The organism is Maricaulis sp. CAU 1757, from assembly GCF_054482675.1.
This window is the reverse complement of sequence record NZ_JBTLRI010000001.1, coordinates 439,702-452,807: the sequence shown is the minus strand read 5'-3', so window position 1 is coordinate 452,807 and position 13,106 is coordinate 439,702. Positions and strand designations below refer to the sequence as shown.

Sequence of the window (13,106 nt, the reverse complement as noted above, 5' to 3'; positions counted from 1 at the left end):
ATGGACCTGCCCGACGATATCAAGGCCCTGTCTTCCAAGGGCGAGAGCGCCGACACGCCCAGTTTTGCCGGCCGTGTGCTGGTAATTGCCGGATCGGACAGTGGCGGCGGCGCCGGCATCCAGGCCGATATCAAGGCGATCACCGCGATGGGCGGATATGCGGCTACAGCGATCACCGCCATCACAGTGCAGGACACCCGGGGTGTCAGCGCCGTGCACCCGGTGCCGGTCGACATCGTGAAGGCCCAGGCCGAGGCGGTGCTGGACGATATCGGGGCCGATTTCATCAAGACCGGCATGCTGGGCTCGGCCGAGCTGGTCGAGGCCGTGGCCGCGCTGCTGGAAAGCCGCGACCCGGCGGTACCGCTGGTGCTCGATCCGGTCATGGTGGCGACCTCGGGCGACCGGCTGGTCGACGAGGCTGCGGTCGAGGCGATCCGTGACCGGCTGCTGCCGCTGGCCACCCTGGTGACGCCGAACATCCCGGAAGTCGAGGCCCTGACCGGCGGCAAGGTGGAGAATCTGGAAGACCAGATCGCGGCCGGCGAGGCCCTGCTCGAGGCGGGTGCCCGCGCGGTGCTGGTCAAGGGCGGGCATCGCAAGGGCCCGGTGGTCACCGATGTACTGGTATCGAGCCGGGGCATGGAGATCATCGAGCGCCCGCGCATCAAGACGACCAGCACGCACGGCACCGGCTGCACCCTGGCTTCGGCCATCGCGGCACTGCTGGCCCAGGGCCGCGACCTGTCCGACGCGGTGCGCACCGGCGGCGATTACGTGCACGAGGCGATCGTGCGCGCGCCGGGCTTCGGCCAGGGTCACGGTCCGATCGCCCACGCCTGGGTGCTCAACCCGTGATCATTCCGCGTGTGGGTTGGCCAGGGGTTTCGGCCGGGTCTGCGACAGCCAGACACCGGCCAGGATGATGCCCAGGGCCAGCCAGGCGTTGAGCCCGATGCTCTCGCCGATCAGCAGGCCCGTGATGACCGCGGCGACCGGCGTCAGGTAATTGACGATGGCCAGGAAGTTCGGCCCGGCGGTGGCGGCGATGCGCATCAGCAGCACCGCGGCGAAGGCCGTCGGTGCGAGGGCGAGCCAGAGCACCGCGGCCCAGGCGGTCGGCACGATGCCGGTGGCCTGGCCGATGTCCGAGAGCCCGATCGGAATGGCGAAGATCGACGCCGCGATCATCATGCCGGAGGCCGATACGGAGGGCGGCGTGTCAGGCAGGAGGCGGGCCAGGATGGCGTTGATGGCATAGCAGGTGGCGGCCAGCACGACACCGATCTGGGCCAGCGTGTCGGTGCCGCCCAGCCGCGTCAGCGCCGATGGCCCGAGCAGCACCACGACGCCGGCAAAACCGATCAGCACGCCGATCAGGCGGCGTGCGGTCAGGTGCTCGCCGGGCACGAAGGCGTGCGCCATGACCACGGTGACCAGCGGCATGGTGGAGACCAGGATGCCGGCCAGGGCACTGTCGATGTGCTGCTGGCCCCAGCTGATCAGGTAGAAGGGCAGCGTGTTGCCGAAGAAGCCGATGGCGGCGAACCACAGCCAGCGCTTGTCGCGCAGCGGCGGCAGGCGGCGGCCGCGGGCATAGGTGTAGAGCGTGATGGCCATCGCCGCGACGGCGATGCGGACGGTGATCAGGGCGCCGGGCGGGAAGGTCTCCACGCCGTGCTTGACGACCGCGAAGGCCGAGCCCCAGAGCACGGTCAGGATCAACAGCGCGATCCAGTCGCGGATCGTCGGCGGGTGCGGTTGCGGATGCGCCATCAGAGCTCTGCCTTGAGGCCGTCGACGAGGCGCGCGATGTCGCGGGCGTCGTTGTAGACGTGCGGGGTGACGCGCAGCCGGTCGCCGCGCTGGGACACATGGATCTGGCGGCTGGCCAGCCGTGCGACGAGGTCTTTTGGCGCGCCCTCGGGCAGGGTCAGGCACAGATAATGGTCGGCCCGGTCCGGCGTGGCATCGCTCAGACCCAGGGGCTGGCAGGCCTCGGCGATGTCGGTGGTGAAGCGGCCCAGCGTCGTGGCCAGGGCAGTGTCGCCCCAGTCCAGCATCAGATCGAGACAGGTCTTGGCCGCGGGCACCAGCTGGAAGGCGGAGCGTTCGCCCATGTCGAAGCGGCGCGCGCCGGGCGCGTGGGCATCGGCATAGTCGACCAGGCGGGCGAAATCCTCCGCCTTGTCGCGGACGATCCAGTTCTGCTCCAGCGGTTCGCCGTCCTGGTGCTGCGGGGCGACGTAGAGAAATCCCATCGAATACGGGCCGAGCAGCCATTTGTACGAGGCGGCGACGGCGAAATCGGGCTGGATGAGGTCCATGTCGAAGGGCATCACGCCGAGCGACTGGGTCAGGTCGAGCACCAGGGCCGCGCCCTGGCGGCGGGCCGCCTCGCTGATCGCCGGCAGGTCGAGCCGGCCACCATCGGCCCAGTGCACCTGCGGGCAGGCGACAATCGCCGTGCGCGGGCTGATGCCGCCGAGCACGGCCTCGCTCCAGCTCTGATTGGCCGAGCGGGTCACGCTGCGCAGGCGGGCACCCGTGCTCCGGGCGAGGTCCCGCCAGACATAGACATTGGACGGGAATTGCTCGGCCAGGACGAGGATCTCGCTGCCCGCCTCGGGGGCCAGGTTGCGGGCCGCACTGGCCAGGCCATAGGAGGCGGCGGGGACCAGGGCGATGTCGTCGGCCGTGGCCTGGAACAGGCGCGCCGCGGCGCCGCGCAGCTGTTCGGGCGCGTCGAAGAAATCGCGCTGCACGACGTGCTGCCAGGGCCGCCCCTTGAGCGTGTAGCTGTCCTGTCCTGCCGTCACGGCGGAGCGTGGCATCGGCCCCATATAGGCGGCGTTGAGATAGGTCAGGTCGGCGGGCAGGTCGAACAGGTCGCGTTGTGTCGGGATCATGCAAAGCCTCTTGCCCGCCCGGGCCGGGGGCGTCAACGTGGGCATCTGTTTCGGGGTCCGCCCCGGCCGCTTCAGTCGAGGGGAATAGCACGTGTCCGAAACCATCACCGAGAGCGCCGTCACGGCCCGTCCGAAACCGGTCCTGCGCCCGGCGGATCCGCGCTTTTCCTGCGGGCCGGTGAAGAAGTATCCCGGCTGGTCCTTCGAGGCGCTGGCCGATGCGCCGCTGTCGCGCACGCACCGGGCCGGCGCCCCCGTGGCGCGCATCAAAGAAGCGCTCGAGCGCACCCATGCGCTGCTGCAATTGCCGGCGGACTACAAGGTGGCGTTGATGCCGGGCTCGGATACCGGCGCCATGGAAGCGGCCATCTGGTCGCTGCTCGGCGCCCGCGGAACCGACGTGTTCAGCTGGGACGTGTTTGGTCATCGCTGGACCAAGGATGTGCGCGACGAGCTCAAACTCGACGATCTGCGCGTCTTCACCACGCCGGCCGGCGAGCTGCCGGACCTGTCGGCGTATGACGGCACGCGCGATGCGGTATTCACGCTCAACGGCACGGCGGCAGGCGTGATCATCCCGGATTTCGACTGGATCGATGCCGACCGCGAGGGCCTGACCATCTGCGACGCCACGTCGGCGGCGTTCGCCGTCGACATCGACTGGTCGAAAATCGACGTCCTGACCTATTCCTGGCAGAAATGCCTCGGCGGCGAGGCCCAGCACGGCATGCTGGTGATGGGGCCGCGCGCCATCGAGCGCCTCAACGCCCACCGCCCGGACTGGCCGATCCCGGGACTGCTGCAATTGCACTCTGAGGGCAGGGCCAACCTGGCGCTGTACGAGGGCTCGACCCTCAACACGCCGTCGCTGATGTGTGTCGAGGATTATCTGGCGGCGCTCAAATGGGCCTCCCGGATTGGCGGGCTGCCGGCGCTGATCGGTCGCCGCGTGGCCAATTTTCGGGCCCTCGATGCCTGGGTGCAAGCCTCCGACTGGGCCGGCTATCTGTGTGCCAACGCCGCGGCGCGCTCTCCGGTCTCGGTGACGCTGCAATATACCGAACCGCGCGTGGCCGCCCTCGACGAGGCGGCGAAGTGGGACCTGACCAAGCGCATATCCGGGCTGCTGGAGCGGGAGAATGCGGCGCTGGACATCACCATGCACCGCGCTTCGGTGCCGGGCCTGCGCATCTGGTGCGGCCCGACGGTGGAGGCCGACGACCTGGCGGCGCTGGGGCCGTGGCTTGACTGGGCCTATGGCGAAGCGCTGGACGGGCTGTGACAGGCAGGCTATCGAAAGCGCGACCACAGTTGACTGGCGCCACTGCGCAAGGGGACATCATGACACGTTTGCTGACCGCCGCGGCCGCTGCCGCCCTGCTGACCGGCCTCGCCGCCGCCGATGATGATCGCGGCCTGGAAGTGCGCCTCGGCGTCACCGCCCACGACCTCGCCGACCATGTCGAGGACGGGCCCAACGTGACCGCCGAAGTGCTGTTCGCCTCGCCGGAATTCCTGGAGTGGGCGTTCGAGCCGCGGCCCTTCCTCTACGCTTCGATCAACACCAATGAGCTGACCAATTTCGGCGCCGCCGGACTGGCCTGGGACTTCGACTGGACCGATCGCCTGAACTTCGAGTTCAAGACCGGCATTTCCTACAATGACGGCGTCACCGACATCGACCAGAATTCCGCTCCGGGCGATCCGACGCGTATCCGGCTGGCCACCACCCGTTCGCTGATGGGCGCCCACTGGCTGTTCTACAACTCCTTCGGTCTCGACTACGACCTCGACGAGAACTGGTCGATCGGTGCCTATTACGAGCACATCTCGCACGGCCAGATCCTCGCCAACGGCCGCAACCAGGCGCTCGACAATGCCGGGGTGCGGCTGGGTTATCGCTGGGGTCGGTAGGGCTCGCTCCAGGCCGCATGCATCAAACCCGCGCTCCGGCGCGGGTTTTTTGTTGGGGGTCGCAGACAGGTCCTCCCCCTTGATGGGGGAGGTGGATCGCCGCGTCAGCGGCGAGACGGAGCGGGTGAACCCCGGTGCTGGACGAGGCTGGCACCGGGATTCACCCCATCCGAGCCGCATGCGCGGCCCACCTTCCCCATCAAGGGGAAGGACCTTGAGCCCCTACTCCCCACGCGCTTCCGCCGCTTCGTCTGCCCGCGGATCGTCGGCAAGCGGCACGTAAATCCCGACGAACCAGTCTGACCATGTCCCGTCCTCGCCCTGTTGCTGGAAGTGCTGGCGGACAGTGCCATCCTCCTGCAGCGTCCAGGTGCCGCGAAAGGCGGCGGTGGCGGAATTGGCAGTGTAGTGGATCTGGCCATCGAGCTGCATGGCGCCGCTCTCGGTGAGGCCGCCGGTATAGTCGATGAATGTGCCCGGGCTGACCCAGACCTGGCGCCAGGCGCCGGCGAACGGGTCGTAATAGTTCATCGACTGGCCGGCGCTGCCGGACGCGCCCTGCCAGTGCTCGGTGATCAGGCAGCCATTGGCGGTCTTCTCGATGCGGTTGAAGCCCTGATAGGGACCGGCCCCGGGGGCGTAGACATTCCACTCGCCGATCCAGAAGTCGAAATCATCATGGGCCTCGGCGGAGCAGCCGGGCGGCGGGCCGGCGGCGGCCTGCAGGGCGAAGCTGGCGGCGAGGGCGGGCAGGGCGAGGGTGAGGCTCATGGCAGGGGCTCCCGGGTCTGTCTGCGCGCCCATAGTGCGGGCCGCGACGGGCGGGGCAAGGGCGGATCAGGCCGTTACACCAAAGTGTGATGCAGGGCTGCATGACAGATGCGCCTTCGCGCGGTCTTGTGAGCCCCGCCGATCCGGTTTAAGGCTCGCGCGGAATCCGGCCGGGGGCCGGACCGACGCGAACGGAGAAGCGGCATGGCCAATGTGACCGTGGTGGGCGCCCAGTGGGGCGATGAGGGCAAGGGCAAGCTGGTCGACTGGCTGTCGCACCGCGCCGATGTGGTGGCCCGCTTCCAGGGCGGCCACAATGCCGGCCACACGCTGGTTGTCGGCGACAAGGTCTACAAGCTCTCCCTGCTGCCCTCCGGCGTGGTGCGTGGCAAGCTGTCGGTGATCGGCAATGGCGTCGTCGTCGACCCGTGGGCCTTCATGGCCGAGATCGAGCGCATCGCCGAGCAGGGCGTCGAGATCACCCCGGACGTGGTCAAGGTGTCGGAGACGGCGGCGCTGATCCTGCCTATCCACCGCGAGCTCGACGCCATGCGCGAGAACCGCGATGACGGCGAGGCCATCGGCACCACCCGGCGCGGCATCGGGCCGGCCTATGAGGACAAGGTCGGGCGGCGCGCCATCCGGGTCGTCGACCTGGCGGACGAGAAATCGCTGCGCTTCCGCGTCGGCGAGATCCTGCACCACCACAACGCCCTGCGCCGCGGCATGGGCCAGGCGGAGTACTCCGCCGACCAGCTCGTTGCCGAGCTGATGGAAATCGCGCCGAAGATCCTGCCCTATGCGGCCCCGGTCTGGCGGGTGCTGTCGGACGCCATCCGGTCGGACCAGAAAGTCCTGTTCGAGGGCGCCCAGGGTGCCCTGCTTGATGTCGACCACGGCACCTATCCCTTCGTCACCTCGTCCAACACGGTGTCGGGCCAGGCGGCGGCGGGCACCGGTGTCGGTCCGCGCGAGGTCGGCTATGTGCTGGGCATCGCCAAGGCCTACATGACGCGCGTCGGGGCCGGGCCCTTCCCGACCGAGCTCGACGATGAGGACGGCCAGCGCCTCGGCGAGCGCGGCCATGAATTCGGCACCGTGACCGGGCGCCAGCGTCGCTGCGGCTGGTTCGACGCGGTGATCACCCGGCAGACGCTGCGGGTTTCCGGTGTGCACGGTGTCGCCCTGACCAAGCTCGACGTGCTCGACGGCTTCAAGACCATCAAGGTGTGCGTCGGCTACGAGCTCGACGGCGAGACGCTCGACTACCTGCCCGCCGGCAAGGATGCGCAGGCCCGTATCACTCCGGTCTATGAGGAGCTGGAAGGCTGGTCGGGTTCGACTGCCGGCGCGCGGTCCTGGGCCGAGCTGCCGGCCGAGGCGGTCAAGTATGTGCGCCGCATCGAGGAACTCATCGAATGCCCGATCGCCCTGGTCTCGACCTCGCCGGAACGCGAGGACGTGATCCTGATGCAGGACCCGTTCCGGGGGTAGGCCGCACCGGCACGGCCGCCGGATGGCGGGGATCCGCCGATTGCCTGCACCGCGCGCGGCGCGTACGCTGAGCCTCATGGTCATCCGGTCGCGGGGAGGCGTCCATGATCCAGTCGCTGTCAGCCAATGCCATCATCCTGCTCGGCTTCGGCCTGTACGCGCTGGCCGTCGGGCTGGGCATGCTGGTCGATCCGGACCGCATGGAGCGGCTGCTGGCCGAGCTGCGCCAGCTCGCCGTGGCCGGTTTCATCGCCGGCATTCTCACCCTCGGCATCGGCGTCGCCATGCTGGGCCTGGCCGGGCCGGGGCCGGGCCTCGACGCGATCGTGGTGCGGGTGCTCGGCTGGGCGGCGCTGATCAAGGGGCTGGTCCTGCTGGTGCATCCCGGCTGGCTGCTCGGGTTTTCTAACCGTTTCATGGCCAGCGAGCGGATGGTGCGCGCATGGTCGGTCGTGACCCTGGTGATGGGCGCGCTCGCCCTGGTGCTCGCCCTGCTCTAGGGCCGGGCCGGCGACACGACGCGGCGGGGAGGCTGCCATGTTCGACGAAATGACTGCCAACGTCCTGATCCTGACCGGGTTCGGCCTGTACGCCGGAAGCGCCGGGCTGGGCATGCTGATCGATCCGCACCGCGTCGAGCGGATGATGGAGGAGCTGCGCCAGCTTGCTGTCGCGGCCTTTCTCGCCGGCATCCTGGTGCTGGTCATCGGGCTGGCCATTCTCGGCGTCGCGACGCCGGGCCCGGGCCCGGTGGCGATCCTGGTGCAGGTGCTCGGCTGGGGTGCGCTGGCCGAGGGCGTGCTGCTGCTGGTGCGGCCAGACTGGCTGATGGCGCTGGCCGGACCGTTGATGCGCGGCGCGGCGGCGCTGCGCATCTGGGGCGCGGTGACCGTGGTGCTGGCGGTGGCAGCCCTGTGGCTGGCGCTGGGGTGAGCGCGGGCGGCTCTCCCTGAGCACCGCGCCGTGGCGCGGGGATGACCGATAAACCCTCGATGGCGGACTCCCGGCAGCAGATGAAGGGCCGGTGCGGGCGCGATGCGTCGGCGTTTGCGCGTGCGCAGGGCGGCGCGGATGGCGCTGGTCCGGCGGCTGTTCGGGGGGAAGCTGCCACGGACGGCCCGGTGCGGTGTGGGCTTGGGGGGAGGGGAAGCCGGGGGTACCGCGATCCGGGCCGTCAACGTGACACCGGAAAAACGCCCGCTTGCCGCATCGGTTCCTTGCGGCGGTGAGTTTTTTTTGGCGACCGTGTGGTGAGCCCCGCACAGGCGCCCGCCGCTTGCCAAATCGGTGCCCGGCGTCCATCTTCGGCGCACACGCACCAAGGGGTGCCCCGACGCGACCGGCGACGCTGCCGCGACGGGGCTGAGACATCACCCTTAGGACCGGATCCGGGTCATGCCGGCGTCGGGATGGAGCTTCGGATGGACCAGGAACGCTATAATGCCGTCTGTGGCGGCCTGCCGCACACCACGCACGTGGTGCAATGGGGCGGCTCGGACGTGTGGAAGGTCGGCGGCAAGGTGTTTGCCGTGGCCGGCTGGGCCGCCTCGCCGGACGATTTCGCCGTCTCGTTCAAATGCTCCGCCACCACCTTCGACATGTACAGGGACGCGCCCGGCGTGCGCCCCGCCCCCTATCTCGCCTCGCGTGGCATGACCTGGCTGCAGGTCTTCTCCGACGCCACGCTCGATGACGACGCGCTGGCGGCCTACCTGGCCGAGAGCCACCGCATCGTCGCCGCCGGCCTGACCCGCAAACTGCAACGCGAGCTCGGCTTCCTGCCGGCCTGAGCGCGCTTTCCCGACACCTCCAGAAACGGACCTTCGAGCCATGAACAAGCCCACCGCCCAGAACGAATTCGACACCCCGAAGGTCACCACCGGGCCGCTGCCGGGCTCGCGCCGCGTCTATTCCTCGCCGGCACAAGCGCCCTCGCTCAAGGTGCCGCACCGCGAGATCGACCTGCACCCGACCGCCAACGAGCCGCCGGTCCGCGTCTATGACACGTCCGGCCCGTACAGCGACCCGCAGGCCAGGATCGATGTCGAGCACGGCCTGCCGCGCCTGCGCGAGGCCTGGTACAAGGACCGCGACGTCGAGGCGTATGACGGCCGCCCCCTGTCGCCGCTCGACAATGGCGGGGCGACCGGCAAATACCTGGCCCGCGAATTCCCGACCCGGCACCAGCCGCTGAAGGGCCGCGGCGACGCGCCGCTGACCCAGTACGAGTTTGCCAGGGCGGGCATCATCACGCCGGAAATGGTCTATGTCGCCGAGCGCGAGAACCTGGGCCGCAAGGTCGCCGTCGAGGGCGCCAAGGCGCGCATGGCCGACGGGGAGAGCTTCGGCGCCGCCATCCCGGAGCATGTGACGCCGGAATTCGTGCGCGACGAGATTGCGCGGGGCCGCGCCATCATCCCGGCCAATATCAACCACCCGGAACTCGAGCCGATGATCATCGGCCGCAATTTCCTGACCAAGATCAACGCCAATATCGGCAATTCCGCCGTCGCGTCTTCCGTGGAGGAAGAGGTGGAAAAGATGGTCTGGTCGATCCGCTGGGGCGCCGACACGGTGATGGACCTGTCCACCGGCAAGAACATCCACAACACCCGCGAATGGATCCTGCGCAATTCGCCGGTGCCGATCGGCACCGTGCCGATCTACCAGGCGCTGGAGAAAGTTGGTGGAGTGGCGGAGGACCTCACTTGGGAAGTCTTCCGCGACACCCTCATCGAGCAGGCCGAGCAGGGGGTGGACTATTTCACCATCCATGCCGGCGTGCGCCTGGCCTATGTGCCGCTGACCGCCGACCGCGTTACCGGCATCGTCTCCCGCGGCGGCTCGATCATGGCCAAATGGTGCCTGTCGCACCACAAGGAGAGCTTCCTCTACACCCATTTCGAGGACATCTGCGACATCATGCGCGCCTACGACGTCTCCTTCTCCCTCGGCGACGGCCTGCGCCCCGGCTCGATCGCCGACGCCAATGACCGCGCGCAATTCGCCGAGCTGGAGACGCTGGGCGAGCTGACCAAGATCGCCTGGGACAAGGGCTGCCAGGTGATGATCGAGGGGCCGGGCCATGTCGCCATGCACAAGATCAAGGAGAACATGGACAAGCAGCTGGAGTGCTGCCACGAGGCGCCGTTCTACACCTTGGGCCCGCTGACCACCGACATCGCCCCCGGCTATGACCACATCACCAGCGGCATCGGCGCCGCCATGATCGGCTGGTTCGGCTGCGCCATGCTGTGCTACGTGACGCCGAAGGAGCATCTCGGCCTGCCCGACCGCGATGACGTCAAGGTCGGCGTGGTGACCTACAAGATCGCCGCCCACGCCGGCGACCTCGCCAAGGGCCACCCGGCAGCGCAGATCCGCGATGATGCGCTCTCACGCGCCAGGTTCGAGTTCCGCTGGGAGGACCAGTTCAACCTGGCGCTGGACCCGGAGACGGCACGCGATTTCCACGACCAGACGCTGCCCAAGGAGGCGCACAAGGTGGCGCACTTCTGTTCGATGTGCGGGCCGAAATTCTGCTCGATGGAGATTACGCGGGAGATCCGGGACACGTTCGGGAGCGCGCGGGCGCCGAATGAGGCGGAAGCCGGGATGGCGGAGAAGGCGGCGGAGTTTAGGGAGAAGGGTGGGGAGATTTATCTGTCGGAGGACGGGACGGTGAGGGTGCCGATTGATTGAGGCACCACAAGACGCCGACTCTTGTTTCGTGCTCTGCGTAGAGGGTTAATTGTTTCCAGATGTTAGTCCCGCACCTCGGCTCCGCAAGCGCCTATCGGAATTCCGCTGGACCAGAAACAAGAGTGTCTAGGATAGCGGTAGCTATTTGACTAAATAGGTATTCTCAGAAACGTTTGTTAGATGGCATCTTTAGGTCAGTAGCTCTAAGGGTTTCAAAGGTAGATTGCATGATGGAAACAGGCGCCGAGTCGGATCTATTTGAAGGTGAACGTGAGCTTCCAGCATCTGACATAAACGAAGATGATTTGGTTGGCGTAACCCGTGAATCCATATCTAAAACCGTATTATACCCAACAGACTGGACCGTGGGCGTTCTGTTGGATTTACTGAAACGGAAGAAGATAGATCTTTCTCCGCATTTTCAGAGACGTGTCGCTTGGGATGCGGCAAAAATGTCAAAGTTTATAGAGAGTATATTTCTGCAGCTTCCGGTGCCCCAAATTGTATTAGCTGAAACGCGGCCCGGCAGATACTCAGTAATCGATGGTAAGCAGCGATTAACGGCGTTAGCACGATTTTGTCTCTCAGATATGGACTCGCCATCTTTGAAATTGAAGGGGTGCGAGTATGTGTCTGAGGTAGAGGGTAGATCTTTTCAGGACATTAAATCTGATCCCCAGCTCGATTCTTTATTAGACGCGTTCGAGTCCACAACTATTAGAACAGTGGTTATTAAGAACTATCCGTCTAAGGAAATATTGTACCTAATGTTTCTTCGGCTTAATCAAAACAGTGTAACGTTGTCCCCCCAAGAGCTTAGAAAGGCACTATTCCCCGGAGAGTTTTATGACTGGTTGGACGATTGGACCTCTTCCTCCAAAGCTCTTGGGTTTATTTTCTCAACAGTTCCCGACTTTCGAATGCGTGATATAGAGGTGACCCTTCGGCATATCGCGTTTCAATTATTTGCAGAGCAGTATTCCGGTAATATAAAGAAATTTTTAGATGATGCTTCTGATCAACTAACTAGAAGCTGGTCGCAAAGTCGGGAAACTATCGAGCGTGTTGTGCAGAATTTCGAGCTGGCTTTAACATGTACTAATGAGATTTTCGGCGATAATGCGTTTAAGGTATACGAGGCGGGAGAATACAAAAAGGCCCCGAATAGAGCCGTTATTGATATAATGACGCACTTTTTTGCGGACCCTAACGTCCGCGAAGAAGCAATGAAAAATAGAGATCGCATCGTCAGGTCATTTGAAGACCTTTCTGGAGGGAACTCTGATTTTCGGAAGTACCTTCAATCATCTACGAAAACAAATGAAGCCACATTCGGGCGATTTCAGCATTGGCGACATGCCCTTCAAGAGATCGTAGAAAGCGACATTCCGGCGGTTGCCATCCCTGAAAAGCGATAAGTTATGGCGACCCAGGAATACCGCCGGCTCGAAAAGCGCTTAATGAGCTTGAAGGATGATATCCCAGCTGTTCCGTCTTCTCGATTGAATCTTACCGATAGCGAAAAAGATCAGCTAGCGACGGTGGCTGTGTTTGTCCACGCTGCAGCGGAATTCTTCGTCGAGGAGCGCTGTGAAGGAGTTGTGGCAAAAGCTCAGGAATATTTCGATAGAAATCGTCACTTGAAGTATTGTTTACGAAATTTGCTTGTTGTTCGATTTGCTAAAACTGACGACCGAAAGCTTGAGAGATTGGAGAAAATCTGCGTGGGCTGGGGTGGAGGCTTGCGAATTAGGCGGTCCAGACTTGTCGGCCACGATGCTGACCTAAGGGCCGAAATTGAGGGCGCTTGTAACGCTTATAAGCAAGAAATAATACGAAAAAATCACGGTGTTACAATTAAATATTTACGTAAAATGTTGGTGCCACTAGGCTTTTCATCGGATGATTTGGACCCCGACATGATTTCGGCGATATCTGACATTGCTCGGATGAGGGGCGCAGCTGCGCATACTTTGGGATTGCATGCAGTTCGGATTGTTCATCCTAGCCAGATGCCGGGCAAGATTGATCGAGTTGCGAAAGGGTTGAGAGACCTCGATAGCCAGCTCGTAGGTCTATTACGAAGGAAGTAAAGGTAGCAAGTGGCGATTGTATATCCTTCATAGTTAGATTAGTTCATCCCGTGATATGTTAGCCGGTAGAATGGCACACACTATTTAATCTCGGCTTCGGGTAAATAGCGCTTATCCTCCCCCGTCTTGCGGAGCGGCGGGAGGGGTTGCCGGGCGAGAGCCCGGCAAGGCAGCGAGCTCCGCCCCCTCACGGGCTTCGCCCGCGACCCCTTCGGCCCGGCTT

The 13,106-nt window shown here is 64.9% G+C and carries 13 protein-coding genes and 1 riboswitch; of the genes, 10 read left to right on the top strand and 3 right to left on the bottom strand.

Annotation, left to right across the window (positions count from 1 at the left end; translation table 11 throughout):
* The gene (gene thiD, locus ACXYMR_RS02095; RefSeq protein WP_458941093.1) at positions 1 to 858 is read left to right on the top strand and encodes a bifunctional hydroxymethylpyrimidine kinase/phosphomethylpyrimidine kinase; all 858 of its coding nucleotides are present in this window, start codon (positions 1 to 3) and stop codon (positions 856 to 858) included.
* Here thiD and ACXYMR_RS02090 read toward each other — a convergent pair whose 3' ends face one another.
* Positions 859 to 1,776, bottom strand: coding sequence for a DMT family transporter (locus tag ACXYMR_RS02090; RefSeq protein ID WP_458941092.1), 918 nt, complete (start codon positions 1,774 to 1,776; stop codon positions 859 to 861). It lies immediately after the preceding gene.
* Complete coding sequence (locus tag ACXYMR_RS02085) at positions 1,776 to 2,909, bottom strand: aminotransferase class V-fold PLP-dependent enzyme (RefSeq protein ID WP_458941091.1); 1,134 nt, start codon at positions 2,907 to 2,909, stop codon at positions 1,776 to 1,778. The genes ACXYMR_RS02090 and ACXYMR_RS02085 overlap by 1 nt, the downstream gene beginning before the upstream one ends.
* A 91-nt stretch (positions 2,910 to 3,000) precedes the next feature.
* On the opposite strand from ACXYMR_RS02085, the gene ACXYMR_RS02080 reads away from it, so the two are divergent.
* Positions 3,001 to 4,191, top strand: coding sequence for a phosphoserine transaminase (locus ACXYMR_RS02080; protein WP_458941090.1), 1,191 nt, complete (start codon positions 3,001 to 3,003; stop codon positions 4,189 to 4,191).
* Between the two features lie 59 nt (positions 4,192 to 4,250).
* A complete protein-coding gene (locus tag ACXYMR_RS02075) occupies positions 4,251 to 4,823 on the top strand; it encodes an acyloxyacyl hydrolase (protein WP_458941089.1) in 573 nt (190 codons plus the stop codon).
* A 222-nt stretch (positions 4,824 to 5,045) separates the two neighbouring features.
* Here the strand turns inward: ACXYMR_RS02075 and ACXYMR_RS02070 are convergent, their stop codons facing one another.
* The gene (locus ACXYMR_RS02070; protein WP_458941088.1) at positions 5,046 to 5,594 is read right to left on the bottom strand and encodes a hypothetical protein; all 549 of its coding nucleotides are present in this window, start codon (positions 5,592 to 5,594) and stop codon (positions 5,046 to 5,048) included.
* 204 nt (positions 5,595 to 5,798) lie between these two features.
* Between ACXYMR_RS02070 and ACXYMR_RS02065 the strand changes: the two genes are divergently transcribed.
* From ACXYMR_RS02065 to ACXYMR_RS02035, 7 genes are all read left to right on the top strand, one after another.
* Positions 5,799 to 7,088, top strand: coding sequence for an adenylosuccinate synthase (locus tag ACXYMR_RS02065; RefSeq protein WP_458941087.1), 1,290 nt, complete (start codon positions 5,799 to 5,801; stop codon positions 7,086 to 7,088).
* Between the two features lie 104 nt (positions 7,089 to 7,192).
* Positions 7,193 to 7,588, top strand: coding sequence for a hypothetical protein (locus tag ACXYMR_RS02060; RefSeq protein WP_458941086.1), 396 nt, complete (start codon positions 7,193 to 7,195; stop codon positions 7,586 to 7,588).
* A gap of 37 nt (positions 7,589 to 7,625) precedes the next feature.
* Positions 7,626 to 8,021 (top strand): hypothetical protein, encoded by a 396-nt coding sequence (locus ACXYMR_RS02055; protein ID WP_458941085.1) that lies wholly within the window; start codon positions 7,626 to 7,628, stop codon positions 8,019 to 8,021.
* Between the two features lie 378 nt (positions 8,022 to 8,399).
* A riboswitch (TPP riboswitch) is annotated at positions 8,400 to 8,515 on the top strand.
* Positions 8,510 to 8,878 carry an MmcQ/YjbR family DNA-binding protein gene (locus ACXYMR_RS02050; protein ID WP_458941084.1) on the top strand — a complete coding sequence of 123 codons (369 nt, stop codon included), beginning with the start codon at positions 8,510 to 8,512 and terminating at the stop codon, positions 8,876 to 8,878. (Overlaps the previous riboswitch by 6 nt.)
* A gap of 40 nt (positions 8,879 to 8,918) precedes the next feature.
* Positions 8,919 to 10,790 carry a phosphomethylpyrimidine synthase ThiC gene (thiC, locus tag ACXYMR_RS02045; RefSeq protein ID WP_458941083.1) on the top strand — a complete coding sequence of 624 codons (1,872 nt, stop codon included), beginning with the start codon at positions 8,919 to 8,921 and terminating at the stop codon, positions 10,788 to 10,790.
* A gap of 227 nt (positions 10,791 to 11,017) precedes the next feature.
* A complete protein-coding gene (locus tag ACXYMR_RS02040; protein WP_458941082.1) occupies positions 11,018 to 12,208 on the top strand; it encodes a GmrSD restriction endonuclease domain-containing protein in 1,191 nt (396 codons plus the stop codon).
* A gap of 3 nt (positions 12,209 to 12,211) precedes the next feature.
* Complete coding sequence (locus ACXYMR_RS02035) at positions 12,212 to 12,883, top strand: hypothetical protein (protein ID WP_458941081.1); 672 nt, start codon at positions 12,212 to 12,214, stop codon at positions 12,881 to 12,883.
* The last annotated feature ends 223 nt before the right edge of the window (positions 12,884 to 13,106 follow it).

Coding starts and splice junctions, on each gene's coding strand:
- thiD (WP_458941093.1), top strand. CDS start 1: ATGGACCTGCCCGACGATATCAAGGCCCTGTCTTCCAAGGGCGAGAGC.
- ACXYMR_RS02090 (WP_458941092.1), bottom strand. CDS start 1,776: ATGGCGCATCCGCAACCGCACCCGCCGACGATCCGCGACTGGATCGCG.
- ACXYMR_RS02085 (WP_458941091.1), bottom strand. CDS start 2,909: ATGATCCCGACACAACGCGACCTGTTCGACCTGCCCGCCGACCTGACC.
- ACXYMR_RS02075 (WP_458941089.1), top strand. CDS start 4,251: ATGACACGTTTGCTGACCGCCGCGGCCGCTGCCGCCCTGCTGACCGGC.
- ACXYMR_RS02070 (WP_458941088.1), bottom strand. CDS start 5,594: ATGAGCCTCACCCTCGCCCTGCCCGCCCTCGCCGCCAGCTTCGCCCTG.
- ACXYMR_RS02065 (WP_458941087.1), top strand. CDS start 5,799: ATGGCCAATGTGACCGTGGTGGGCGCCCAGTGGGGCGATGAGGGCAAG.
- ACXYMR_RS02060 (WP_458941086.1), top strand. CDS start 7,193: ATGATCCAGTCGCTGTCAGCCAATGCCATCATCCTGCTCGGCTTCGGC.
- ACXYMR_RS02055 (WP_458941085.1), top strand. CDS start 7,626: ATGTTCGACGAAATGACTGCCAACGTCCTGATCCTGACCGGGTTCGGC.
- ACXYMR_RS02050 (WP_458941084.1), top strand. CDS start 8,510: ATGGACCAGGAACGCTATAATGCCGTCTGTGGCGGCCTGCCGCACACC.
- thiC (WP_458941083.1), top strand. CDS start 8,919: ATGAACAAGCCCACCGCCCAGAACGAATTCGACACCCCGAAGGTCACC.
- ACXYMR_RS02040 (WP_458941082.1), top strand. CDS start 11,018: ATGATGGAAACAGGCGCCGAGTCGGATCTATTTGAAGGTGAACGTGAG.
- ACXYMR_RS02035 (WP_458941081.1), top strand. CDS start 12,212: ATGGCGACCCAGGAATACCGCCGGCTCGAAAAGCGCTTAATGAGCTTG.